General features: G+C 71.6%; 18 protein-coding genes. 7 read left to right on the plus strand and 11 right to left on the minus strand.

Annotation, left to right across the window (positions count from 1 at the left end; translation table 11 throughout):
* Positions 1–36: 36 nt before the first annotated feature.
* A complete protein-coding gene (locus tag AC3WLB_RS12160; RefSeq protein ID WP_492506283.1) occupies positions 37–609 on the plus strand; it encodes an ECF transporter S component in 573 nt (190 codons plus the stop codon).
* Here the strand turns inward: AC3WLB_RS12160 and AC3WLB_RS12165 are convergent.
* Positions 578–2,014 (minus strand): hypothetical protein, encoded by a 1,437-nt coding sequence (locus AC3WLB_RS12165; RefSeq protein ID WP_492506285.1) that lies wholly within the window; start codon positions 2,012–2,014, stop codon positions 578–580. The two genes, AC3WLB_RS12160 and AC3WLB_RS12165, sit on opposite strands and share 32 nt — an antisense overlap.
* A 203-nt stretch (positions 2,015–2,217) precedes the next feature.
* Here AC3WLB_RS12165 and AC3WLB_RS12170 point away from each other — a divergent pair, with 203 nt between their 5' ends.
* Both AC3WLB_RS12170 and AC3WLB_RS12175 read left to right on the plus strand, forming a co-directional pair.
* Positions 2,218–3,987: an ABC transporter ATP-binding protein gene (locus AC3WLB_RS12170; protein ID WP_492506287.1), complete on the plus strand. Its 1,770-nt coding sequence runs from the start codon at positions 2,218–2,220 to the stop codon at positions 3,985–3,987.
* Complete coding sequence (locus AC3WLB_RS12175; protein WP_492506289.1) at positions 3,984–4,802, plus strand: energy-coupling factor transporter transmembrane component T family protein; 819 nt, start codon at positions 3,984–3,986, stop codon at positions 4,800–4,802. The genes AC3WLB_RS12170 and AC3WLB_RS12175 overlap by 4 nt, the downstream gene beginning before the upstream one ends.
* Here the strand turns inward: AC3WLB_RS12175 and AC3WLB_RS12180 are convergent.
* Both AC3WLB_RS12180 and AC3WLB_RS12185 read right to left on the minus strand, forming a co-directional pair.
* Positions 4,780–5,778, minus strand: a complete 999-nt coding sequence (locus tag AC3WLB_RS12180; RefSeq protein ID WP_492506291.1) for a DMT family transporter — start codon at positions 5,776–5,778, stop codon at positions 4,780–4,782. The two genes, AC3WLB_RS12175 and AC3WLB_RS12180, sit on opposite strands and share 23 nt — an antisense overlap.
* Positions 5,775–8,177, minus strand: a complete 2,403-nt coding sequence (locus AC3WLB_RS12185; RefSeq protein ID WP_492506293.1) for a DEAD/DEAH box helicase — start codon at positions 8,175–8,177, stop codon at positions 5,775–5,777. The genes AC3WLB_RS12180 and AC3WLB_RS12185 overlap by 4 nt, the downstream gene beginning before the upstream one ends.
* Before the next feature lie 381 nt (positions 8,178–8,558).
* Between AC3WLB_RS12185 and AC3WLB_RS12190 the strand changes: the two genes are divergently transcribed.
* Together AC3WLB_RS12190 and AC3WLB_RS12195 are read left to right on the plus strand one after the other, a co-directional pair.
* A complete protein-coding gene (locus tag AC3WLB_RS12190; protein WP_492506295.1) occupies positions 8,559–9,527 on the plus strand; it encodes an alpha/beta hydrolase in 969 nt (322 codons plus the stop codon).
* Positions 9,528–9,621: 94 nt separating this feature from the next.
* A complete protein-coding gene (locus AC3WLB_RS12195; protein ID WP_492506297.1) occupies positions 9,622–10,704 on the plus strand; it encodes a helix-turn-helix domain-containing protein in 1,083 nt (360 codons plus the stop codon).
* A gap of 10 nt (positions 10,705–10,714) precedes the next feature.
* On the opposite strand, the gene AC3WLB_RS12200 is transcribed toward AC3WLB_RS12195, so the two are convergent.
* Genes AC3WLB_RS12200 through AC3WLB_RS12210 form a run of 3 tightly spaced genes read right to left on the minus strand, consistent with a single transcriptional unit; the run spans position 10,715 to position 13,245 of the window.
* Positions 10,715–11,005 carry an antibiotic biosynthesis monooxygenase gene (locus tag AC3WLB_RS12200; RefSeq protein WP_022896568.1) on the minus strand — a complete coding sequence of 97 codons (291 nt, stop codon included), beginning with the start codon at positions 11,003–11,005 and terminating at the stop codon, positions 10,715–10,717.
* Positions 11,006–11,038: 33 nt separating this feature from the next.
* Positions 11,039–11,959, minus strand: a complete 921-nt coding sequence (locus tag AC3WLB_RS12205) for an LLM class F420-dependent oxidoreductase (protein ID WP_492506299.1) — start codon at positions 11,957–11,959, stop codon at positions 11,039–11,041.
* Positions 11,960–11,979: 20 nt separating this feature from the next.
* Positions 11,980–13,245 (minus strand): MFS transporter, encoded by a 1,266-nt coding sequence (locus tag AC3WLB_RS12210; RefSeq protein ID WP_492506301.1) that lies wholly within the window; start codon positions 13,243–13,245, stop codon positions 11,980–11,982.
* A gap of 61 nt (positions 13,246–13,306) precedes the next feature.
* On the opposite strand from AC3WLB_RS12210, the gene AC3WLB_RS12215 reads away from it, so the two are divergent.
* Positions 13,307–14,272 carry a ketopantoate reductase family protein gene (locus AC3WLB_RS12215; protein ID WP_492506303.1) on the plus strand — a complete coding sequence of 322 codons (966 nt, stop codon included), beginning with the start codon at positions 13,307–13,309 and terminating at the stop codon, positions 14,270–14,272.
* A gap of 95 nt (positions 14,273–14,367) precedes the next feature.
* On the opposite strand, the gene AC3WLB_RS12220 is transcribed toward AC3WLB_RS12215, so the two are convergent.
* The 4 genes from AC3WLB_RS12220 to AC3WLB_RS12235 form a co-directional block, all read right to left on the minus strand.
* Positions 14,368–16,350: a YhgE/Pip family protein gene (locus AC3WLB_RS12220; RefSeq protein ID WP_492506305.1), complete on the minus strand. Its 1,983-nt coding sequence runs from the start codon at positions 16,348–16,350 to the stop codon at positions 14,368–14,370.
* On the minus strand, positions 16,347–19,457 hold the full coding sequence (locus tag AC3WLB_RS12225) for an MMPL family transporter (protein WP_492506307.1): 3,111 nt from the start codon (positions 19,455–19,457) through the stop codon (positions 16,347–16,349). Before AC3WLB_RS12225 ends, AC3WLB_RS12220 begins: the two co-directional genes overlap by 4 nt.
* Before the next feature lie 40 nt (positions 19,458–19,497).
* On the minus strand, positions 19,498–20,082 hold the full coding sequence (locus tag AC3WLB_RS12230) for a TetR family transcriptional regulator (RefSeq protein WP_022898840.1): 585 nt from the start codon (positions 20,080–20,082) through the stop codon (positions 19,498–19,500).
* Positions 20,083–20,205: 123 nt separating this feature from the next.
* Positions 20,206–21,069, minus strand: coding sequence for an NAD-dependent epimerase/dehydratase family protein (locus AC3WLB_RS12235; RefSeq protein WP_492506309.1), 864 nt, complete (start codon positions 21,067–21,069; stop codon positions 20,206–20,208).
* Positions 21,070–21,110: 41 nt separating this feature from the next.
* On the opposite strand from AC3WLB_RS12235, the gene AC3WLB_RS12240 reads away from it, so the two are divergent.
* Positions 21,111–21,500, plus strand: coding sequence for a DUF1304 domain-containing protein (locus AC3WLB_RS12240; protein ID WP_492506311.1), 390 nt, complete (start codon positions 21,111–21,113; stop codon positions 21,498–21,500).
* 208 nt (positions 21,501–21,708) lie between these two features.
* Here AC3WLB_RS12240 and AC3WLB_RS12245 read toward each other — a convergent pair whose 3' ends face one another.
* Positions 21,709–25,110, minus strand: coding sequence for an efflux RND transporter permease subunit (locus AC3WLB_RS12245; protein WP_492506313.1), 3,402 nt, complete (start codon positions 25,108–25,110; stop codon positions 21,709–21,711).
* Positions 25,111–25,159: the final 49 nt, after the last annotated feature.

A 25,159-nucleotide genomic window follows, 5' to 3' on the forward strand; every position in this document is an offset into this window, starting at 1 on the left:
TGAGCACACCGCCCGTAGACTTCTGCTGGAGGAACGATGAAGAACACGAGCACCCGGCTGCTGCTCAGCTGCGCGGCGATCGGCGTGGCCGGCGGCATCCTCTACGTCGCCGCGTCCTACCTCGGCGGCACCGTGAACGCCGTGCTGCCGATGCTCTACGGCCTGACGCTCGGCATCTACTTCCTGCCCGGCGCGGTCGCCCAGTTCCTCTTCCGGCGCGGCGGCGTGGCACTTCTCGTCACGGTGCTCTCCGGACTCGTCTCGGCCGCCTTCCAGCCGCTCGGCTTCGTGGCGGCGCTCATCGCGGTGGGCATCGGCGCGGTGCAGGAGCTGCCCTTCCTCGTCACCCGCTACCGGCTCTGGCCGGTCTGGCTGTTCCTCGTCGGCGCCGTGTTCTCCGGCGTGCTGCTCGCCATCGGCATGTACCGCCTGGTGGGCGCGAACGAGCTCGAACCGGCGGCAGCGGTCGTGCTCATCGCGGGGTCGGTGCTCTCCCCGGTGATCTTCACCGTGGTCGCCATCGCCATCGCACGCGCCCTGGCCGCGACCGGCGTGGCGCGAGGCATCGCCTCGACGGCTACTGACCGCCGAGCACCGAATCGTCGGTGAGCAGGAGCGGCGCATCCGTCGACGGCACATCGACGTGCATGTGCGTGCAGGAGTCGTCGAACTCGGTCCAGTTCGTCAGTTGCAGCTTGATGCCGGCCGAAGCACGGCACTGCGCCTGGCCGACATGCGCACCCACCGGCATGACCGGGTCGAGCAGGCTGATCAGTTTCAGGGTGCCGGCGTCGGTGCCGTTCAAGCTCTTGTTGTCGAGCAGATAGAAGTCGACGGCATGGCCGCCACCGTCGGTGTAGTGCGACGAACTCGTGCCGGCGCCCTCGATCTGACCGGTGCACTTGCGGTTGATGTCCGAGACCCCGACCTGGTCGAAGTTGCGCACCGCGATCGCGATGATCTCGAGCACCCGGTAGTCCACGCCGCAATCGGGAACCGTGACCCCCTGCGCGATCCAGCGGATCTCCTTGATGTGATCGGGCGTCGACCCCACGAGTTTGCCCGAATCGACGGCGTTCACGAGCTCCTGCGCCAGCGAGCGGCCCACGAGCAGCTGCGCGGTGGAATAGCCGGCCGCTTGGAGCTCGCCCGCATCGGTGACCGCGTAGCCGTCGCGGTTCACCACCTCGGTGGCCGAACCGGATGCCGTGACCAGCTGCTGCGGCGCCGGCGCGGTGCCGGCGTTGAGGCTGAGGTTCACCACGTTCGCGTCGACCGGACTGGCCGAGACGGTGGAGGGGATGGCCGTGACGGCCGTGATGCCGAGCACGAAGCTCATGGCCACCGCGGTGACCCCGGCCTTCGCCCAGCCGCCCCGGCTCCGGGAGCGTCGTGCGCCGCCTTCGACGGAGCGCCGGCGCCGGGCGCGGCCCTCGCGGGCGGTGGGGGTCGCCCCGGAGGTCGTGGTCGCGGCGGCCGATGCGGCGAGCGCGGGCAGGGAGGCGCGGGGCTCGGCGCGGCTGAGGTGCAACGCCGGCGCAGCCGAGTCGAGCAGCGGATGCGCCGGCTCGGGTTCGACCGGATCGAGCACGAGCTCGACGGCGGGCTCGAGCGGCGCGGAGCCGAGCTCCGCGATCTCGAGGTCGGCGAGCTCTTCGGCGCGGAGCGCGAGCTCGCGTTCACGCTGCTGCTGTTCCTGCTCACGGAGCTGCCGCCGGGTCAGGGGAACGGCCTCGGCGGCGGGCACCACCACGATCTCGCTCGTGACGACGGGCACGACAGGTGCTGTCGGAGCGACCGCCGCAGCGGGAGTCGGCGACTCCAGGGCGGGGGCGGCCTCGGCGGCCCGGCGTGCGCGCCGGCTGTCGCCGGCCGCCACGGAGGACTTCGCCGACTCGAGCGACCCCGCGCTCTCGGCCCGGGCCGAGGCCTCGAGGGCCTGCTGCTCGCGGAGCTGCCGCCGGGTGAGCGGGGTCGACGACTCGTCGCTTCGCGCTCTGCGACCCGACGTCACGTCGGCTCGCGCATCCGGGTTTGTCAAACGAAGTGCTTTCGGGGTCAGGCTGAGCAGCCGTCCACTCGCGCAGCGAACGACCAACCGTGGGCCTTTCGAGGATAGCGGCTCGTCGCTGGAAATCTCCAGAAAGCGGCCGAATCTCCATCCGTACGCATCGACCTCGCTCCACCACGCAGGACAGCCTTACCTAAGCTAGGGGCATGAGCTCACGCGATCCCCTCCTCCGGGTGGCGGATGCGCGCATCCGCCACGACGGGAACGACCGCGACACCCCCGACGGCGTCGGTTTCGAGCTGCACGCCGGCGAGACGCTGCTGCTGCTCGGCCCCTCGGGCAGCGGCAAATCGACGCTCGCTCTCGCCCTGAACGGGCTCATCCCGCATGCGGTTCCGGCCGAGCTGGCCGGATCGGTGCTGGTCGACGGCGTTCTGACAACCGACGCGACCGTCGCCCGGCTGAGCCGGTCGGTCTCGATGGTGTTCCAGGATCCGGACGCCCAGATCGTCACCGGCACCCTGCTCGACGAGGTGTGCTTCGGGCCCGAGAACCTCTCGCTCCCGGTCACCGAGGTGCTCGCGCGAGCCGAGACGGCGCTGCGGCAGGTGGGGCTCTGGGAGCGCCGCGGCGAGAACCCCGATCGGCTGTCCGGCGGCGGGCGGCAACGTCTCGCCGTCGCCTGCGCTCTCGCCCTGCGCTCGCCGGTGATCGTGCTCGACGAGCCGACCGCGAACCTCGACCCGGTCGGCACCGAGGAGGTCTACGCCGTGCTCGGCGATCTCGTGCGCGAGGGCGGCCACGCGCTGGTGCTGATCGAGCACGATCTCGACGCGGCGATGACGATCGTCGACCGGGTGGTGGTGATCGACGGCGCCGGCCACCTCGCCTTCGACGGGCCCGCCGCCACCGTTCTGCGCGACCACGTCGACGAGCTGCTCGCACTGGGTGTCTGGGTGCCGAGCGCGACGCTCGCCGGGCTGCGTCTGCGCGACGCGGGGTGGCCGGTGCCCGAGCTCCCGCTGACGCCCGCCGAGCTGACCCGGCTGCTCGACGCCCTCCCGCCGGCCGCGGCCCCGGCCGACGCGCCGCTGCCCGGCGTGGCGCCGGCCGCCGCGACGCCGGGCACTCCCCCGACGACCGGGGCCACCGCTCCCGCGGTCCGCGTGCGCGGGCTGACCGCGCGGCGCGGCCGCACCGAGGTGCTCCACGGCATCGACCTCGAGGTCACGGCGGGCTCGTTCGTCGCCATCGTCGGCACGAACGGCGCCGGCAAGACGACCCTGTTGCAGGCACTGGCCGGAGTGGTCGCACCACCCCGCGGCACGGTCGAGGTGCTGGGCCTCGACGTGGCCCGCACCGATGCGCGCACCCTCGCGAGAACGGTCGGCTACGTCTTCCAGAACCCCGAGCACCAGTTCATCCGGGCTACGGTGGCCGAGGAGCTCGCGCACGGGCTCGAGCTGCAGCACCTGCCGGCGGCCGAGATCGCCGAACGGGTCGACCGGATGCTCGAGCGCTTCGGCCTCGTGGCGGAGCGTGACGCGCATCCGTTCCTCCTCTCCGGCGGCCAGAAGCGCCGCCTCTCGGTCGGCACCGCCCTGGTCTCCGGCCCGCCGGTGCTCGCCCTCGACGAGCCCACCTTCGGTCAGGACCGCGCCCGCGCCGCCGAACTCCTCGACCTCGTCGCGGGGCTGCACCGCGAGGGCACGACCGTGCTCGTCGTCACGCACGACCTGCAGCTCGTAGCCGACCACGCCACCCACGTCGTGGTGCTCGACGACGGGCGGTTGGCGGCGTCGGGGCCGACCGCCGAGGTGCTGGCGGGCGCCGATCTCGAACGCGCCGGGTTGCTGCCGCCGCCGCTGGCCCGGGCGTTCCGTGCCGCCGCCGACGCGCGGTGGCACGCGGTCACCCGTCTGGGCGACCTGCCGGGGCCCGGAGCCGCGACGCCTGGCACCGAGGAGCCTCGATGAGCACCGTGCTGACGCGCACACCGGCGCGCGACCCCTACGCCGAGGCCGTCGATCACGGACCGCTGCGCTTTCTGCACCGCCTCAACCCACTCGCCAAGATCGCCGGCGCCCTCCCGGCCATGGTCGTTCTCGTCCTCACCCGGCAGCTCGCGCTCCCACTCGTCGTGACCGGGGTCGCCCTGCTTCTGCTGCTCGTCGGCGCCCGGCTCTCCGGGCGGGCACTGCTGGGCCTGCTCGTCGCGCTGCCCGTGGGCACCGCTCTGCTCTCGGTGAGCCTCGGACTCTGGACGGACGCGTCGCTCGTCGACGACACACCGGTCCTGCTCCAGCTCGGCGACTTCCGTGTCTACGCCGGGTCGCTGCTGACCGGGGCGGCCACCGCGGCTCGGCTCGCGGGCATCCTCACCCTCTCGCTCATCGCCGGGCTGACCTCCACCGGGCCCGATCTCGTGCGCGCGCTCGTGCAGCAACTCCACGTCCCGTACCGGGTGGGCTACACCGCGCTGGCGGCCTACCGCTTCGTGCCGCGGTTCGGTTACGAGATCGAACTCATCCGCCAGGCGCACCGGGTGCGCGGGATGGCGCCGGGCCGGAGCCCGATCGCAGCGCTGCGCCGAGGGTTCGGCGCCGTCGTGCCCCTGCTCGCGGGCGGCATCCGGCACGCAGAGCGGGTGGCCCTCGCCATGGACTCCCGGGCGTTCGGGGCGTCACCCACCCGCACCGAGCGGCACCTCGTGCCGTTCCGCGTTCGCGATTGGATGTTCGTCGGCGCGTTCTGGGCGGTGACCGCCGTCATCGTCGCCGTGTTCTGGTGAGTGCGGGAGCCGACACCACCAGCACGGCCGCGACGACGAGTGCGGCAGCCACCGGGGTGGTCCAGTCGACGGAGTGGCCGCTGCCGGGTGCGACCAGGTCGATCACGATCGACCCGGTGAGCTGGCCGACCACCGAGCACAGACCGAGCAGCAGCACCCCCGTCGTGCGCACGGCGGTGGCCAACGCGAAGATGAAGGTGACCCCGATCGGGCCGCCGAGGTAGAGCCACCAGTCCGACGGGAGCGACGTGGGCAGGGCGCCCGCCCATGCCCCGTGCGCCAGTGCCGCGACGATGAGCGCGATGCTTCCGGCGATGAAGTTGAAGAGGGTCGACGTCACCGCCGTGCCTGCCGTGTTCGCCACCCGTCCGTTCGCCGCCTGCTGCACGGCCACCGCTGCGCCGGCGAGCACCGGCAGCAGGAGCAGCCAGAGCGGGACGTCGGGGCGGATGTGCACGACGACCGACCACGCCACCACGGCCAGCGCGATCAGGGCTCCGAGCACCCGGCGGAGCGTGAGGTAGCGCACGCCGCCCGGCCCGAGGCCGGCGCGGTCGACCAGCAGTCCGCTCACGGTCTGACCGCCGACGAAGGCGACGGTGAAGAGCGAGACCCCGATGAGGGCGGTCGTGAGCCCCTGGGAGAGCACGAAGACGGCGCCGCCGAAGCCGGCGAACAGCGTCCAGACCGGCAGGCGGCGGCGCCGCACCTCGACCAGGGCGGCACGGGTGCCGCGTCGCGCCGACGGCAGCAGGGCGACGATCACCAGCACGATCACCAGGCCGATGGTGAAGCTGAGGGCCGCCGCCGCGAATCCGTCGCCGAGCCGGCGGCCCAACTCGCCGTTGATGCGCGACTGCAGCGCCATCAGCACGCCGCACCCGACCGCCACGCCCACCGCCGCCCCGAGCGGGAGCGGCCCCGGGCGGTGCGGCCCCGGGTGGTGCGGCGCGCCGGGCGGCGTGCCGCCGGTCACCGATCGGCCGCGAGCTCGCTCAACAGGGCGTCGCCCGGTGCCACGGTGACCATCTCGGCGGCGATCTCGGCGCGACCGAGCAGTTCCTGCATCCGTCGCCCGCGGCTGCGGCCGATCAGGGTGACGACCGTGCCCTTCTTGCCGGCGCGGCCGGTGCGGCCCGCGCGGTGCAGGTACGTCTTGTACTCGTCGGGCGCGTCGGCCTGGATCACCAGGTCGATGTCGTCGACGTGGATGCCGCGTGCCGCGACATCCGTCGCCACCAGCACGTTCACCCGGCCGCTCGTGAGCATCTGCAGGTTGCGGGTGCGGCGCGACTGGTTGAGGTCGCCGTGCAGGCTGGTGGCCGGGAATCCGGCGTCTTCGAGCTGCTCGGCGAGCGTCTCGGCGTAGGCACGGGTGCGGGCGAAGATCAGCGTCTTGCCCTCACGCGCGGCCAACTGCTCGATCACGGCGGTCTTGTCGCGCTGGTCGACGATCAGCACGCGGTGGTCGATGGTCGACGACGCCTGGTCTTCGCCGGCGACCTCGTGCACGCTCGGGTCGACCAGGAACTCGTCGACGAGCGTCGCGACGCCCTTGTCGAGGGTGGCGGAGAAGAGGAGCTTCTGACCGCCGTCCTTCGTGTGACGGAGGATGCGCTGCACCGGCTCGAGGAAGCCGAGGTCGCACATGTGGTCGGCCTCGTCGAGCACCGTGATCGCGACCTCGGAGAGGTCGAGACGGCGCTGCTCGATGAGGTCCTCGATGCGCCCGGGGGTGCCGATCACGATGTCGACACCGCGCTGCAGCGCACCCACCTGGCGGTGCTGGGGCACGCCGCCGTAGATCTGGGTGGTGAACAGGCCGACCGAGCGGGCGATGGGCTGCACGGTGCGGTCGATCTGCAGGGCGAGCTCACGGGTGGGCGCGAGGATGAGGGCACGCGGTTTGCGCCCCGGCTTGCGGTTGGCTCCGCCGCCGTTCTCGAGCAGGCGTTCCGCGAGCGGGGCGCCGAACGCGATGGTCTTGCCGGAGCCCGTGCGGCCTCGGCCGAGCACGTCGCGGCGGTTCAGCACCTCGGGGATCGTGGCGGCCTGGATGGGGAACGGATTCTCGGCGCCCAGCTCGGCGAGGGTGCGCACGATGTTGCCGCCGAGACCGAGGTCGGCGAAGGTCATGCCCTCGACCTCCTCGGCCACCGTCGCCTGCGCCTCGAGACGCTCGAGCACGACGTCGTCGGCGTGGAAGGCCGGCTTGGCGTCGCGGGAGGGGTAGAAGTCGCTGCCACGGTCGTGGGCGGAGGTGGAGCGGTCGGCGTGGGCCGGGCGGTCGCTGCGCTCGTAGCCGCGGGCGCGACGGTCGGTGCGGTCGTAGTTGCGGGCCGGCCGGTCGCCGTGGCCCGCGCGCTCGGGCCGGTCGGTGCGGTCGAAGCCGCGGGCAGGACGGTCGCCATACGCGGGGCGGTCGCTGCGCTCCGGACGGTCGAAGCCGCGGGCGGGACGGTCACCGTACGCCGGACGGTCGCTGCGCTCCGGGCGGTCGAAGCCGCGAGCCGGACGGTCACCGTACGCCGGACGGTCGGCGCGCTCGTAGCGCGGGGACGCCGGGCGGTCGGGGCGGTCGCCGGGCTGGAAGTCGGCCTTCGGGCGAGCGCTGCGGTTGTAGCCGCGGTCGTCGGTGCGCGGCGGCTTGCCACCAGTGGGGCGATCGGCGGTGCCCCGCTCGGCGGCGGCAGCGGCACGGCGCTCCTCGTTGCGGGCGTCGTTCCACTTCTGGCGATCGGTACGCTGGCCACGGTCGTGACCGCGGCGTTCGCCGTCGGCGCGGCCGTAGCCGGCCGCACCCGAGCGCTCGTCGCGCCCGTACGCGGGACGCTGGCCACGGTCGTAGCCGGACCGCTCACCGCGGTCGTGGCCGGGACGGTCACCACGGTCGTACGCCGGACGCTCGCCGCGGTCGTAGCTGGGACGCTCACCACGGTCGTACGCCGGGCGGTCGCCACGGTCGTAGGCGGGGCGCTCGGAGCGCCCGGTTCCGGTGCCGGAGCGGTTGAAGCCGTTCTCCCGGCTGGGTCGCTCGTAACCGCCGCGGGCCGGGCGGTCGCCGTAGGCGGGACGCTCGGTGCGGTCGGCGCCGCGGTATCCGCCGCGGTCGTTCTCGCGGGCGGGGCGGCCGGACTGGCCGCGGTCGTCGAAGGCGCGCGCCGGGCGGTCGCCGCCACGGGTCGAGGAGGCCGAACCGCGGGCGGCACGGTCATCCGAGGTCCAGCGCTGCTTGCGCGGGGCGCCCTCGTCGACCGCCTTGTAGCCGCGATGGCCGGGGCTTCGGCTGCCGGCCTTCGGGCCGCCCTTGCCGGGCGTGCGGGGCTCGTAGTTCTTGGCGGGCTTGTAGCCGCCTGATTTGTTGGATTTGGGCATGATTCTTTCCGGGTTATCTCGAAATGCGCACACCACGACGCGACTGCGTCGGAGTGCTGAGTAGATCCCCGGGAGTAGCGGGGGCCGTGTCGTACGCGACATTCACCAGTGACCAGCGCATCCGTTGCACTGACTGGGAAACCGGCCCACCAGACTTACAAACCCTTCCGCGATGCAACTCGCGGTGTCCAGAGCCGACCAATCAACATTACACGCTCCCGCTTTGCCTGTCGAGGCCGACCCTGCGCTCGCAGCCCGCCATCTGGCGGGCGCGGCCGCACAGTTCGCGGGCGGATGGCGGTGGTGCCGAGCCTCACCGGGCGCGACGATGGTGAAGCACGGCCACAACGGTGTGGCCCGGTGTTCAGCATTGGAGAGCACATGACCACGATCGACTCCCGCCCGCCCTACGACGTCGAACTGCAGGCGGTGCTCGCCCTGCTCGGCGAACAGCTGCCCCCGACGCTCACCCCCGAGATGATCGCGCTGATGCGCAGCGCGAACGTCACCGCCCCCATCGAAGAGCTTCTCGCCGGCCGGCCGATCGAGCACGTCGAGCGCACCATCCCGGGCCCCGAAGGCGCTCCCGACCTCCTCGTGTCGATCTTCCGCCGCACCGACCACAGCACCGCCGGCCCCGGCATCTTCCACACCCACGGCGGCGGGATGATCATCGGCGACCGCTTCACCGGCGCCGATGTGTTCCTCGAATGGGTCGAGACCATGGACGCCGTGGCCGTGTCGGTCGAGTACCGCCTGGCGCCCGAGAACCCCGACCCCGCTCCCGTGGAGGACTGCTACGCCGCCCTCGTCTGGACGGCCGAGCACGCCGACGAACTCGGCATCGACCCCACCCGCCTCCTGATCGCCGGCGGCAGCGCCGGCGGTGGACTCGCCGCAGGAACGGCGCTGCTCGCCCGCGACCGCAGGGGCCCTGCACTGATCGGCCAGTGCCTCATGTATCCGATGATCGACGACCGCAACACCACGGTCTCCAGTCATCAGTACGTCGGCATCGGGGTGTGGGATCGCCGGAGCAACGACACCGGGTGGGATGCTCTGCTCGGCGATCGCCGCCATGGCGACGAGGTCTCGGTCTACGCGGCGCCCGCCCGCGCAACCGACCTCTCCGGCCTGCCACCCGCGTTCATCGACGTGGGCTCCGCCGAGGTGTTCCGCGACGAGGACGTCGCCTACGCGAGCGCCATCTGGGCCTCCGGCGGCCAGGCCGAACTGCATGTCTGGCCGGGAGCCTTCCACGGCTTCGATCTGATGGCGCCGCAGGCCACCCTCTCGGTCATCGCCCGCGCCACCCGCACGGCCTGGGTGGCGCGCATCCTGGGAGTCTGACGGCCCGAATCGGTAGGCTCGGTGCACCCGGGTGCGCCGCAGCGCCCGGTGGATCGGGAGACACGCCCTGGTCCGTCAACGATGAACGGTCGCGATGCAAGAACTCGTCGGGCGCCTGACCGCCCTCGACCCCGAGGCCAGCGAAAGCCTGAAGGTGATCGCTTACTTCGATGCGCTCGTCGAAGGCCACGCGGGCCTCGAGGTGCTCCTGCGGGGTGCCGCCGTGCTGAGCGGATGCGGCGCCGGCTTCCGGCACACCCAGCCGGCACTCGCGATGGCCGTCGACGCGAGCGGTCGACGCCTGCCGGCCCTGGCTGCGGGCGAACCCGGCCCGGCCGCGCCGACGCATCCGCTGCCCGGAGGCGGTGTCGTGTGGCTCGACCGGGCCGGCCCTGCGCACGCCAACGACGCCATGGTGCTCGAACGGCTCGCGATCGGCCTCGCCATCTCGATCGACCGGCGGGCCGAGCGGATGCGCGACACCGACGCTCTCGAACGCGGCGCCCTCGAGACGCTGCTGGATGCCGATGAGCCGTCGGATGCGCGCACCGCGGCGGCACGCCGGCTGCGGCTGGACACCGTGCCCCTCGCCCAGATCGCCGCGTCGCCGGCGTCGGACGCGTCACCCGCCCCGCGGGAACTCGTGCTCACCACCTCGGTGGGCCGTGTGCGAGCGCGCCTCGTGGTTGCCGGCACCGAGCCACGGGTCGGCGGGGAGCCGCCGACGCGGACGGGCATCGGCATCGCAACGGCACCGACCGAACTGGCCACGTCGTGGCGCACCGCACTCCTCGCATTGCGCATGACGGCGCCGCGCGAACCGGTGGTCCGCGCCGAGGAGCTCGGTGTGGTGCTGCTGGCCGCCGAAGCCGTGGCGGCCGATCCCGGCCGGCCCGCGCATCCGGATGTCGCCGCGCTCGACCGCATCGCCGCAGCCGCCCCCGCCCGCGGAACCGAGTCACGCGGCGCCGACGCCCTCGACCTCCTCGACGCCCTGGCGCGCGCCGAGAGCGTGCGGGCTGCGGCGGCGCTCGCCGGCGTGCACCACTCGACCATGCAGGCCAGGGCGGCCGACTTCTGCGGTGTGCTGGGTTTCGACCCGCGCACGCCGGCCGGGCGAGTGCGGCTGAGCGATGCGCTGCGCCTGCACCGCCTCACGACGGCGCAGTTCGACTGAGCGCCGGGCCCTACTCCGCCACGCGGTAGCGGGTGAGCGTGGGCGGCCCGGCGAGGATGGTGCCGAGATCGCTGGCGCCCTCCGGGGTCGCGCGGAAGGCACGATACGCGTCGTCGTGCTCGAGCGACTCCCAGCGCTCCACCAGCACGATGTGGGCGGGATCGGTGACGTCGACGATGACGTCGGTGCCGAGACATCCGTCGAACGCTCGCGTCACCTCCAGCACGCGATTGATGTGGTCGACAGCGCCGTCGACGGCGGCGGGTGCGATGCGGAGCTCGAGCAGGGAAGTCACGGTCATGCAATCACACTATCCCTGCCCCGCGCCGCCGTCTCAGAGCTTCGAGACGACCTCGCGCGCGATCAGGTCGAGGTGGTCGAGATCGGCGAGATCCATGATCTGCAGGTACACCCGCTCCACGCCCTGCTCGCGCAGCGCGCCGATCTTGTCGATGACCTCCGAAGGGGTGCCGGCCAGGCCGTTCGTGCGCAGCTCGGCGGGCTCCCGCCCGACCGCCGCGGCCCGGCGTTCGAACTCCGCCTCCGACGCGCCCACCACGGCGATCTGCGCCACCGAGTACGTGAGCTCGCCCGGGTCGCGTCCGATCGACACGCAGGCCGACCGCACGTTCTCGAACAGGCCCGGAATCGCCCCGGACGCCGGGAACGGGATGTTGAACTCGGTGGCGAAGCGTGCCGCGAGCAACGGCGTGCGCCGCGCGCCCTGCCCGCCGACGATCACGGGCAGCGGCGACTGCACCGGCTTCGGCAGCGCCGGCGAGTTCTCAAGGGTGTAATGCTCGCCCGAGAACGAGTAGCGCTCGCCCGGCTCGGTCGCCCACAGGCCGGTGACGATCTCGAGCTGCTCCTCGAGCAGACCGAACCGCTTCGGCGGGAACGGGATGCCGTAGGCCCGGTGCTCCTCCTCGAACCACCCGGTGCCGAGCCCGAGTTCGGCGCGGCCGCCCGACATCTGGTCGACCTGCGCCACCTGGATGGCGAGGATGCCCGGGTAACGGTACGTCACCGACGACACGAGGGTGCCGAGCCGGATGCGCGAGGTCTCGCGGGCGAGTCCGGCCAGCGTGGTCCAGGCATCCGTCGGCCCCGGTCCCGGATCTCCGGCTCCCATGCGCAGGTAGTGGTCCGAGCGGAAGAAGGCGTCGAAGCCGAGCCGTTCGGTGGCCTGCGCCACCGCGAGGAGATCGTCGTAGCTGGCGCCCTGCTGGGGTTCGGTGAAGATTCTGAAGTCCACGGCTTCAGCTTAGGACGGCGCTAGCGGACCCGCCGCGAACGTGCTGCACGCTGCGGACCGGTGGCCCGCAACGCTCCGGCGAGCCCGGCGCCGGTGAACACGAGGGTGGCGACCAGCACCACCCCGATCGGCAGCGTCCACGTGCCGGTGGCATCGTGCACCGCTCCGATGAGGGTCGGCGCGGTCGCCCCGAGGGCGTAACCGACGCCCTGGATCATCGCCGACAACCGCCGCGCGTGCGTGCCGCTCAGGGCGAGCTGCACGATCAGCATGAACACGATCGTGATGCCACCGCCCTGCGCCACCCCACCGAGCAACCCCCACGCGAACCAGCCGGCCGGAGCGAGCATCATGCCGAGCGGAAAGCTCACCCACAGCGCCGCGACCCCGACGAAGACGACCGGAACACCGAGGCGCTTGACCAGCAGCGGCACCCCGAGCGCACCGACGACGGCCGCGACCTGGAAGATCGACGAACTCGACCCGGCCGACGACGCGGAGTACCCGAGCTCCTGCTCGAGGATGGTCGGGAACCACGCCGTGAGCCCGTAGTAGGAGAACGCCTGCCCGGCGAACGCGAGCGCCAGCAGCACCGCGGAGAGGTTGCGCCAGGTGCGCGGCTCCTCACCGGCGAGCGGCACCGAACGGGTGTCGATGGCCACGGTGTCGACGGCGCCGGTTTCGACCGAGCGCCGCACCGGGCCCCAGTGGAAGGCCCGCCGCGGGCCGATGGCGACGAGCCACGCCACCGCGGCGAGCACCACGAAGCCGAGCCAGGTGAGCAGCGCCCCGCGCCAGCCGAACAGCGCGGCGAGCGGCACGGTCGCAATCGAGGTGATCATCGAGCTGACGTTCATGGCCGAGGTGTAGGCGCCGGTCACGATGCCGACGCGCTCCTCGCGCACGTCACGGCGGATGATCACGGGGATGACGACATTGCCGATGGTGATGAACGCGCCCATGATGATCGTGCCGGCGAAAGCGGCCTCCACTCCCCCGGCCGAGCGCACGATCGATCCGATCCCGACGCCCACGATGGCGACGGTGGTGGCGAAGTTCGCTCCGGCACGGCCCACGAACAGCGACGCGAACGGCGTGATCAGCGCGAAGCAGAGCACCGGGAGACTCGTCAGGAGGCCGGCTTGGGCGGCGTTCAGCGACAGATCCGAACTGATCGTTCCCGTGATCGGGGCCACCGCGATCAGCGGGCCGCGGAGGATGAACCCGATGCAGACGATGCCGACGAGGAGCAGCCACGGGAAGCGGGATCGGGAGAGGCTGCGCACGTCGTCCGATCCTACGCGTAGCGTGGGATCAGCAGTTCCCGGCGTCAGTGAGGAGACCAGCATGCGCACACTCATCGTCGGCGCAGGGGCGATCGGCGGCTTCTTCGGCTCCCGCCTCATCGCGGCCGGCCGGGACGTCACCTTCCTCGCCCGGGAGAACCGCGCCGAGTCGTTGCGGCGCGACGGCCTGCGCGTGGCCGGGCGGGTGCCCGAAGGCGGTGCGGATGCGGTGGAGGTCTTCCCCGGCATCCGTGCGATCTCGGCTCGCGATGCGGCCGACGCGGGCACCTTCGATCTCGTGCTCCTCGCCGTGAAGTCGTACGCGCTGCCGGGCGCGATCGACGACGTCGCGCCGTTCGTGGGGCCGGAATCGACCGTCCTGCCGCTCCTCAACGGACTCAAGCACCTCGACACCCTGGGCGAGCGGTTCGGCACCGCCGCGGTGATCGGCGGCCAGTGCGTCGCCTCCGCGCAACTGCGCGGCGACGGCACCGTCGAGCTGCTGCTGCCCGGCACGAGCATGAGCTACGGGGAGCTCGACGGGTCGGTGGGCACGCGCATCCGGGCCGTCGACGAGACCCTGCGGGTGCCCGACCTCGACGGGGCGGAGTACACGGCCAAGCTCTCCACCGACATCCTCTACGACATGTGGGTGAAGTGGGTGTTCCTGGCTTCGGGCGGGGCGGTGAACACGCTGCTCGGCGGATCGGTGGGGCAGGTCGCCGCCACGCCCACCGGGCCGTCGACGGCGCGCGCCATCGTCGACGAGTGCGTGGCGGTGGCGCGGGCAGCCGGCTACGAGCTGCCCGAGCGGGTGGTCGCGGCGGCGCGGGGGCGCGTGACGGAGGCGGGTTCGGCGTTCACGACGTCGATGTTCCGCGATCTGCAGGCCGGGCATCCGGTCGAGGGCGACTCGATCATCGGCGACCTGGTCGCCCGCGGCAGAGCGCTCGGCGTGCCGACGCCGCTGCTCGCCGCCTGCTACGCGCGGCTGTGCGTGTACACCGACGGCCTCGGCCTCGGCTGAGCCGGTCGGCCCGGACTTCTCCAAACGAGAACGCCATCCCTCCCCTGGGGACCGTCGGAGGACCCCAGGTTTGGAGAAGTCCGCACCTGACGGGGTCAGGCCACGCCGGGACGCGTCGCCGCGCGCGACGCGGGCAGTCTGCGCGGGGGCGCGGGCCGCGCCGGCACGAGCCAGCCGATCTCGACCGGGCGACGTCGGCGCGCCAGAGCGAACGCGGCGAGCAGGATGCTCACGACGAGCATCATCGCCAGCACCACCGCGGCGGTCACCACCGTTCCGGGGTCGCCGCCCGTGAGGATCGCCTGGATGCCGTTCACCGCGTAGGCGAGCGGGCTGATGGTGTTGATCGCCTGGAACGGGCCGGAGAGGATCTCGACCGGGTAGAGGCCGCCCGTCGCCGCCAGCTGCAGGGCGAGCAGCACCAGCGAAATGACGGCGCCGATGCGCCCGAACGCGGTGGCGAGGAACTGATGGAAGGCCGTGAAGGCGAGTGCCACGAGCAACGAGAAGCCGAGGGTGGCGGGCAGGGAGCTCCACGCCACACCGAGAGCGAGGTGGATGAAGGCGACGAGCAGCACGACCTGAGCGGCCGCGATGCCGGCGGCCCGCACGAAGGTGCGGGCGGTGAGCCGCGCGGTGGTGGCCGAGGAGGCGAGCACACCGCGGGAGAACGGGCGGAGCCAGAGGAAGAGGGCGAGGGCGCCGATCCAGAGGGCGGTGGGGAGGAGGATGGTCGACACGATCTGCCCCAGGTTCGTGACCTGGTTGACGGTGGTGACGTCGACCTTCACGGGCTGCGCGATCACGTCGGCCGGGCTCGGGCTGGCGGTGGCGCTGCCTCCGTCGGCCGCGGTGTTGGCGGCGATCTGGTCGGCGCCCTGCTGCAGGCCGGAGGCGAGCGTGCGCGCCCCGTCGCCGAGCTGCGTCGCGCCCGTGCCGAGCTGCGTCGCGCCGGGAACGGTCTGCTGGAGGCCGGTGGACAGCTGTGCGGCGCCCGACGAGAGCTGCGCGGCTCCGTCGGCGAGCGCGGGACCGTTCGCGGCGAGGTCGGCGGCACCGGATGCTGTGCGCGCGATCCCCGACTCCAGGTCGCCGAGGCCGGCGGTCTTCGCGGTGAGATCGGCGCCACCCGCCGAGAGACCGGCGAGCCCACCGGACAAAGCCGTCAGTCCGTCCTTCAGGTATCCGGGAACGGTGGGATCGGCCGATGCCGCGTCAGCCAGGTTGGCGGCGGCCTGGGAAGACTGGTTGACGCCCTCGGTGTACTGCGCGATCCCACCGGACAGCTGCCCGAGGCCGGTGGTCTGCGCGGCGAGTTCGCCGAGGCCGCCGGAAAGCTGACTGACGCCGTCGGTGTACTTGCTGAGGCCGTCGCTGAGTGGCGTCGCCCCGTCGGCGAGCTGCACCGCACCCGTGTTCAGCTGGTTGAGGCCATCGGCGAGCTGGGTGGCTCCTGTGGCGAGGCCGTCGGCGCCGGTGGCGAGCTGGGTGGCGCCGCCCGCGGCATCCGAGAGGCTTGTGCCGACACCGCCGAAGCTCGTGTAGAGCCCATTGACCACCTGCGCCGTGACCTGCTGGCCGAAGCCGGCCTGCACCGCCGACGCCACCGTGCTCGCGACGATGCCCGAGAGGTAGCCGTGCGCGTCATCCGTGGTGATGTCGATCAGGCCCTGCTTGGGGTCGGGGGTGCCGAGCGTGTTGAGCGACGCCGAGAAGTCCTTCGGAATGGTGAGCACCGCGTAGTAGGTGCCGTCGTCGAGGCCCTTCTGGGCGTCGTCGGCGTTGGTGGCGGTCCAGTGGAATCCCGTCTGACCGGGGCCGGTGAGCTCGGTGACGAGACCGCGGCCGGCGAAGTTCGTCGATGTCGTGCCGTCGGGGTTCGTGGTCGTGGTCATCTCGTCGTTGTTGACGACGGCGGCCGGCACGCTCGTGAGGTTGGTGTCGGCATTCGCGAGGGCTCCCGCGAACAGGCCGTTCACCGCGAGCGGCGTGAACGCCACGGCGAGCGCGGCGAGCACCACCAGCACGATCTTGGTGCGACGCCGCATGCGCGGGGTGGGGGTGGTGGCGGTGCTCATCGGGATTCTCCCGTCGTCGGAATGGCAGGTGAAGACTGGTCGGTGCCGGTCAGCGCGACCCGCACCAGAGTGCGGTCGCCGACCGTGGCGGCGTGGCTCGCGGGTTCCTCGGCCAGGCCGAGGACGACCGTGGTGGACGGGTCGGCGATGCTCGCCACCGCGCCGGCGAAGGCCGGGCTGGCCGGATGCGCGAGGTCGCCGTCGCCCGCATCGACCACCAGCACCTCGGCGCGGTCGGCCACGCCGAGCGCCACCGCGAGCAGCGAGTGCGCGAGCGGCGACAGTTCGCCGAGGGTGCGGTGGACGTCGATCGGCGCCTCCGCCTGGTCGCCCGCCGGGTTTCCCGGCGAGCCGGCCCCCGCGGAGGCCGCGGAGCTCGACGCGCCCGAGTACTCGGCGAGCGCCGCGTTGATGCGACCCACCAGCTCCTCCGCGTCGCCCTGCGGCACCCGGCGGAACCACGGCAGACCCAGCCGCAGACGCTCGTTGAGGGCGTCGCCGACGGTGGTGGTCGCATCCGGCCGCCGCGATTCGAGGTCGACGAGGGTGACGCGCTTCGCGACCGCGGAGGCCTCGGAGGGCAGGCACTGGCCGAGCACCTGGAGGTGACCGGCGTCGGGCGCGATGCGGCCCGCGATGGCGGCGCCGACCATGCGGCGGGCAGCGGTCTCACCGGTGACGACGGCCACCGACCCGGCGGGGACAGCGAACGACACCGGCGCGCCCGCACCCTCGACCGTGAGGTCTTCGGCCGTGATCGCGTCGTCGTGGCCGCGCGCCCACTCCCGCTCGTCGATGTGGCCGCGCAAGCTCTCGCCCTCCACGTCGACGTTCGGCAGGATGCGCCCCAGCCACTTCGGCAGGTACCAGGCGTGCCGGCCGAGCAGGGTCATGATCGCGGGCACCAGCGTCATGCGCACGAGGAACGCGTCGACGAAGACGCCGACCGCGAGCGCCAGCGCGATGGCCTTGATGGCGCCCTCCCCCTCGGGCACGAAGGCGAAGAAGACGAAGAACATGATGAGCGCGGCGGCCGTCACCACCCGTGCGCCGTGCTGGAAGCCGACCCGCACGGCGCGCCGGGCATCCTTCGTCTTCACGAACTCCTCGCGCATGCCCGAGACGAGGAAGACCTCGTAGTCCATGGCGAGACCGAACAGGATGGCCATGAGGAGGATGGGCAGGAAGCTGATGATCGGGCCGGTGGAGTGCACGCCGAGCAGGTCGGCGAACAGCCCGTCTTGGAAGACGGCGACCGTCACGCCGAAGGAGGCGCCGACCGAGAGCGCGAACCCGAGCGCGGCCTTGATCGGCACCGCGATGGAGCGGAACACCATGGCGAGCAGCAGGATGGACAGGCCGATCACGAGGATGCCGAACGGGATCAGCGCGTTCGTCAGCTGGTTCGACACGTCGATCGCGACGGCGGTCTGGCCACTCACCGTGAACGGCGTGCCGTACTGCGCGTCGACCTCGCCCTTCATGTCGCGGAGCCGCTCGACCAGCGCCTTCGTCTCGGGGGCGTCGGGCGCGGTGGTGGGCACGACCTGGAAGATCGCGGTGTCGAGCGTCTCGTCGGGCAGGCCCGGGCCCACGGTCGCGACACCGTCGACCGCTTCGAGGTCGGTGCGGATGCCCGTGAGCACGTTCTGGATGTCGGTGGTCTGCGTGATGTCGGCCACCACCACGATCGTGCCGTTGTAGCCCGCGCCGAACTTGTCGGCGATGGTGTCGTAGGCGATGCGCGCCGAGTCGTCGGCGGGCTGCGAGGCCGCCGTGGGCAGGTTGAGGTCGAGGCTGAACGCCGGGATCGACGCGACTCCGAGAAGGCCGACCACCGCGACGATGAAGACGATGGGGGCGCGCATCACGAGGCGCACCCAGCGGCCGCCGAGGGAGGGTTTCACGGGCTTGGCCGGCTTCGCCTGCTCCGCCTGCTCTGCCTGCTTCCTCGATCCGGGGGCTGCGGTGGATGCCGCGGAGGGCACGGATGCGCTTGCGTCGGCCGCTGCGGGGGCGGTGCCCCGCGCATCCGCTGGGTCGTCGTCGTGTGACGCAGCTGCGATCGCTCGACGGGCGGCGCGCGAGCCCGGCTTGGGGGCGAGCTTGCCCTTCGCAATACCCATGATGGCCGGCAGCAGGGTGATGGCGATCATGACCGCCGCGAACACCGCGAATGCCGCGGCGACACCCATGACGGAGAGGAACGGGATGCCCACGACGAGCAATCCGAGCAGGGCGATGATGACGGTGAGCCCCGCGAACACGACCGCGGCGCCCGCGGTGGCGACGGATTGGGCGGCCGACTCCTCCGCAGCCATTCCCTGCGCCAGTTGCGATCGATGTCGGCTGAGGATGAAGAGGGCGTAGTCGATGCCGACGGCCAGCCCGATCATGACGGCGAGCATCGGCGCCGTGCTCGACACGCTGGTGAACGCGGCGACGAGGGTGATGCCGGAGAACGAGACGCCGACGCCGATGAGCGCGGTGAGGAGGGGAAGCCCGGCGGCCAGCAGCGAGCCGAAGGTGATGAAGAGCACCACGCCGGCGAAGAGCACGCCGATGCCCTCGGTGATGGTGAGGCCGAAGGACTGGTTCTGGAAGACCTCGCCGCCGTAGGAGACGGTCATGCCGTCGGCGACCAGGCTGTCGCCCGCGGTGGTGACCTGCTCGAGCGTCGTGTCGGTCACATCCGTCGACGGGCCGTCGAACTGCACCTTGAGGAGGGCGGTGGTGCCGTCGTCGGAGATGGCGTTCGTGGCGTACTCGGAGTACGGGCTCACGACGGCGGCCACCTGGTCGAGCTTGCCGAGGTCGTCGGCGACGCCGGTGATCTCCTGCTTGACCGTGTCGTCGTTGACGCTCTGACCCTCGGGCGCGACGATGACGACGGTCGCGGCGGCACCGGCGGCGGAGGGGAAGAGGTTCTCGAGCTTGTCGATGGTCTGCTGCGACTCGGTGCCCGGGATGGTGAAGCTCTCCTGGGTCTGGCCGCCGAGCGCGAGACCGGTGCCGAGCAGTGCGCCGAGCACGAGCACCCACGCCGCGACGACGTACCAGGCTTTGCGGAAGGCGAATCGGCCGATGCGGTAGAGCAGTGTCGCCACGGGAGGGCTCCTCGGTGTTCGGGTTCGGGTGTGGGTCGGGCTAGCCCGCGAGGGGCACGATGAGTTCGGTGACCACGTCGATGAGGGCCTCCCTGACCTCGTCGACGGGTTCGATCGGGTTCGCGTCGACCGGGGTCGCCACGAGGATGTAGGCGGCACCGGCGAGCGCGATGCCGAGCCGCACGCGTTGCTGCGTCGTCGGCAGCTCGGACATGAAGGCTTCGCCGATGTGGTTCATGTAGCCGAGCGCCTCATCGATCAGGCGGATGTCGCTGAGCGTCTGCCCCTGGTTGATGATGATGTGTGCCGCGAGGCGGTACTCGAGCAGCAGGTCGACGAACTCGACCACGAACTCCTCGCGGAGCTCGCGCGACGAGGCACGCTCGACGGTCGAGGCGAGGAAGGTGCCGAGCCGCTCGACGGCAGGGGCGATCGCCGCTTCGAACAGCGCCTCCTTCGACGAGAAGTGGTAGAGCACGCTCGACTTCGAGTACCCGGCGGCGTCGGCGATCTGCTGCAGGCTCGTGCCGGTGTAGCCGTTCTCGGCGAACATCCGCAGCGCGATCTGCCGCAGTTCGGCGGGCACGTCGGTCTGGATGCGCGGAATGGGCTGGGAGGAGGGCACGCCCCCACCCTATTCTGACCGATCGGTCAGCTCCTGTCCGATCGGTCAGATTCGCGGCGACCTACCAGCCTTCCCCCAGCGCCTGTTCACCCTCGCGCAGGTCTGCTCGTGGCGCTCATGCGCTCACACGTGGTCGCGCCAGGAGTGGCGCGGGGCGTACCAGAGCTGGTCGCGGGCCTTGTCGATCGAGAGCAGGGTGTCGGTGCCGTCGACCGAGCGGCTGAAGGGGACCGTCGGGAAGTGCGACGCTGCCAGGGCCGCCGAGGGCGTGGACATGACGGTGTCGGCCGCCGCGATGATGAAGGGCTCGAAGCCGCGCAGGGTGCTCTCGAGCGACAGGCGCACGGCCTGCGCGCCGTCGCGGGCGTCGATGTAGCCCCAGGCGTTCCAGGCGCGCGACAGCGGCGCCTCCTCGAAGGCGGGGAAGGCGGCGTAGTCGGCCTCGTCCATCACGTTCGAGAAGCGGAGGCCGATGAGCTTCAGGTTCGGGTTCCAGCGCGTGAAGTGCCGCGCCATCTCCTCCTCCACAGCCTTGCCGAGGGAGTAGGTCGACTGCGGCCGCACGGCGTACGACTCGTCGACCGGGAACGACGGCGGCGGCGACTGGGTGAAGGGCAGGCCGAGCACGGTCTCGCTCGAGGCCCAGACGATGTTGTCGATGCCGGCCGCCTGCGCCGCGGCGAACACGTTGTACGTGCTCGGCACGTTGTTGGCGAAGGTGGCCGAGTTGGTGAGGATGCCCGGCGCCGGGATCGCCGCCAGGTGCACCACCGCATCCACCCGGGTGTAGCGGTCGTCGACGGCGGTCAGCGCCTCCGCGACCTCGCCGTAGTTCGACAGGTCGACGCGCACGTGCTTGACCCGCGCATCCGCCCCCGGTGACGGCACCCGGTCGAGGTTCACCACCTCGTAGCCGTGCTCGAGCAGCTCGCGCACGACCGCTCGACCGAGTTTTCCGCTTCCACCTGTGACTGCGACGATCTCCATGCCTCAACGCTAGACCGCCCCGCCGACGTTAGGCTGACCGCATGGGTATCGTCGCATCCGTTCTGGTCGGGCTGGCCGCGCTGTTGCACGTCTACATCTGGTACATGGAGAGCGTGCGCTGGCGCACCCCCGCCATCTGGAAACGCTTCGGCCTCGCCAGCCAGGCCGACGCCGACACCACCGCCCCCATGGCCTACAACCAAGGCTTCTACAACCTGTTCCTGGCGATCGGGGCGGCGCTCGGCGTCATCCTCTACTGGACGGATGCGCGCGAGGCCGGCTTCGCCCTCGCCCTCTTCTCGGCCGGGTCGATGGCCGCGGCAGCCCTCGTGCTCCTCAGCACCGGCCGCAGCCGCCTCCGCGCGGCCGCAACCCAGGGCACCCTCCCCCTCCTCGGCGTCGTCTTCTTCCTCCTGTCCCTGGCCTTCTGACCCGCGTCGCCCGGCGCGCCCGAACGACGGACTTCTCGCGAAAACCGGACCGTCACTCCGTCGTTACCGTGTGCCGCCCCCATCCTCCGTCGTTGCGGAGGGTGGGGAGTGCCGTTGCGGAGGGCGGGGGGCGAAAGGACGAGGCAGAACGCAACAGGCCGTACTCGACGACCCAGGGTGAGGGCGTGGCCGCGAAGCGACCGCGTCCTCACATGTCGCGCGGCGCCGGGCGAGGACCGGCGACGCCCGAGGAGCCCGCGCGCAGCACGGGCCCCGAGGCAGCCAGCACAGCCCGCTCCTCCCGGCGGTTGCGGCGGCGCTCGCGCCAGCCCTCGACGATGTTGTAGAGCACCGGCAGCACGATGAGGGTGAGCAGCGTCGACGACACGAGGCCGCCGATCACGATGATCGCGAGCGGCTGCGAGATGAAGCCGCCGTGCCCGGTGAGCCCGACCGCCATGGGCAGCAGCGCGAAGATGGTGGCGAGCGCCGTCATGAGGATGGGTCGCAGACGTCGCGACGCCCCTTCGATGAGCGCCTCCCGCACCGGCAATCCGCGAGAACGGTACTGGTTCACGAGGTCGACGAGCACGATCGCGTTCGTCACCACGATGCCGATGAGCATCAGCACGCCGATGATGGAGGGCACACCGAGCGGGATGCCAGAGATCACCTGCAGCGCGATCGCCCCGGTCGCGGCGAACGGGATCGACACGAGCAGCAGGATCGGCTGCAGCAGGCTCTTGAAGGTCGCCACCATCACGACGTAGACGATGAGGATGGCCACCAGCAACGCGATGCCGAGCTGCGAGAAGGCATCCGACTGGTCGGTCACGACACCACCGACCGACGCGGCAGCGCCCGCGGGCAGTGACACCTCGTCGAGCGCTCGCTGCACCTCGGCGCTCGCGGTGCCGAGGTCTTCGCTGTTCGGCGTGACCGACACGGTCGCGGTGCGGACACCCTTGATCGTGGTGATGGTCGCGGGCCCGTCGACGACCCCGACGGTGGCCAGCGAGTCGAGGCGCACCGGGCCGAGCGCGGTCGGGATCTGCAGCGCCGCCAGCTCGTCCTGCGTGGCGGGCGGATTCTCGGCGACGATGTAGATCGTGTAGTTCTTGTCGTCGATCACGATCGATCCGGCCGTGGTGGGCTGCATCGCCTGCGACACGATGCTGCCGACGGCGACCTCGCTGAGGCCCGCGGCCGCCGCCTTCGCACGGTCGACCGCCACCTGCACGTACGGCCGCGAGTCGCTGAGGTTCGACGACGCCTGCTTGACCGCGTCGAGGCCCTGCATGGACGTGAGCACCGCATCCGACGCCGTCTTCAGGTCGGTCTGGGTGGGTGCCGTGACGTCGATCGCGATGTCGGAGGAGCCGCCGAATCCGCCGCCCGACGACACCGAGATCTCGCCCGCGTCGGGCAGGGCTTCGAGGGTGGAGCGCACGGTGTCCTGCAGCGCATCCTGGTCGACGTTCTCGTCGGTGGTGATGTTGTAGGTGATGGCGCTGTCGCCACCGCCCACGAAGGCGTCGCGCAGCGCGCTTCCGGACGAGCCGATGGTCAGCTGCACGGTCTGGATGCCGTCGATGCCCTCGAGCGCGGTCTCGACCTGATCGGCGGCGGTGGACTGCGCGTCGAGGCTCGACCCGACCGGCACGGTCTGGGTGACGGTGAAGGTGTTCTGGCCGCTCGAGCCGAGGAAGTTCGTCTTCATCAGGAGGGTGAGCGGCACCGTGCCGACCAGCACGAGGATGGCGATGACGATGGTCACGGCGGAGTGCTTCAGCGTCCACGAGATGATCGGGAGGTAGCGGCGCTGCAGCGCGGTGGGCGGTTCGTCTTCGAGGTCGGCACGGTGCGTGCGGGCCCGGCGGGTGGGCGCGGGCGCCGGCGCCGGCGCCGACACGAGCATCGGGTCGACGGATGCCTCGGGGTGCGCGGGGAGGCCCGCCGCGTCGATCGGCGCATCCGTCGCCCCTGGCGCGGCGTGCGCCCCGTGCGCCCCGTGCGCGGATGGCGCGGAGTGCGCGCCCACCGGCACCGCTGCCACCTCGTCGGCGGGAGCGGGCGCGGCCACGGCCGCCGCCTTCTTCGCCTTCGGCGGCCGCACGAACCAGTACGCGAGCACGGGCACGATGGTGAGCGCCACGAGGAGCGACGCGAGCAACGCGATGGTGACGGTGAGCGCGAACGGGCGGAACAGCTCGCCCGTGGTGTCGCCCACGAACGCGAGCGGGAGGAAGACCGCGACCGTGGTGATGGTCGACGCGGTGATGGCCCCGCCCACCTCGCGCACGGCGTCGACGATGAGCGAGGCGCGCGCCGCCCCCGCTTCCTTCGGTGGCAGCGTCGTGCCGGCCAGCACCGCGAGGTGCCGCTTGATGTTCTCGATGACGACGATGGAGTCGTCGACGACACGTCCGATGGCGATCGTCAGCGCACCGAGCGTGATGATGTTGAGCGTGTAGTTCGCGGTCTGCAACCCGATGAAGGTGATGAGCACCGAGGTGGGGATGGAGATGGCGGTGACGATCGTCGACCGGATCGACAGCAGGAACACGAACACCACGAGCACCGCGAAGAAGAGCCCGAGGAGGCCCTCGGTGGCGAGCGACTCGATCGACTGCTGGATGAACGGCGCCTGGTCGAACACGACGGTGAAGGTGGCACCCGGGATGGCTGCCTCGAGCTGCGGCAGCAGGTCGCGCACGCCCTGCGAGACCTCGACGGTGTTCGCTGCCGGGAGTTTCGTGATCGACAGGGTGAGCGCATCCTCCCCGTTGACGCGCGAGATGGAGGTGACCGGGTCGTCGACGAGGGCGACGGATGCGACCTGCCCGATGGTGACGGGCGTTCCGTCGGGGTTCACGGCGGGCAGCGGGAGGGCTGCGATGTCGTCGGTGCTGGTGAGCTTGGAGCCCGCCTGCACCGCGTAGGTCTGCCCGTCTTGGGTGAGCGTGCCGGCCGGGATGAGGACGCCGTTCGCGGCGATCGCGTCGCTGATCGACTTGGTGGTGAGCCCGGCCGTCGCGAGCGAGACCGGCGACGGGGTGATGGTGACCCGCTGGCCGATGGCCCCCAGCACCTCGGCGGCGCGCACCCCGTCGACCTCTTCGAGGTCGGGCACGGCGGAGGTCTCGAGCTGCTGGGCCAGGGTCTTGGTGTCTTCGCCCGACACGGCGATGGAGATGATCGGCAGGTCGTTGATGCTGCCGGAGAGCACCTGCGGGTCGAGGTCCTCGGGCAGGGTCGACTTGATGCGGTTGATGGCCTGCTGCATCTTCTGTTCGGCCGTGGCGAGGTTCGTGCCGTAGGTGAAGGTGGCCGAGATGATGGAGAGGTTCGTGCTCGAGGTGGCGCTCGTGGTCTCGATGCCCTCCACGCCCTGGATGGCGCTCTCGATCGGCGTCGACACGTCCTCGTTCACCACCTCGGGGCTCGCGCCCGGGTAGGTGGTGAGCACCGCCAGCTGCGGGAACTCGATCGAGGGGATCAGTTCCTGCTTGAGGTTCGTCAGCGCCAGGCCGCCGAACACGGCGACGACGATGGTGACGAGGGCGATCAGCGCCCGGTTCTTCATGCTGAGAACGGCGAGAAAATGCACGGGGACGTCTCTCTATCGGGCGGATGCGCGAGCGGAGCGGCTAGGCAAC

It is taken from the genome of Herbiconiux sp. FW305-C-125 (assembly GCF_058783455.1).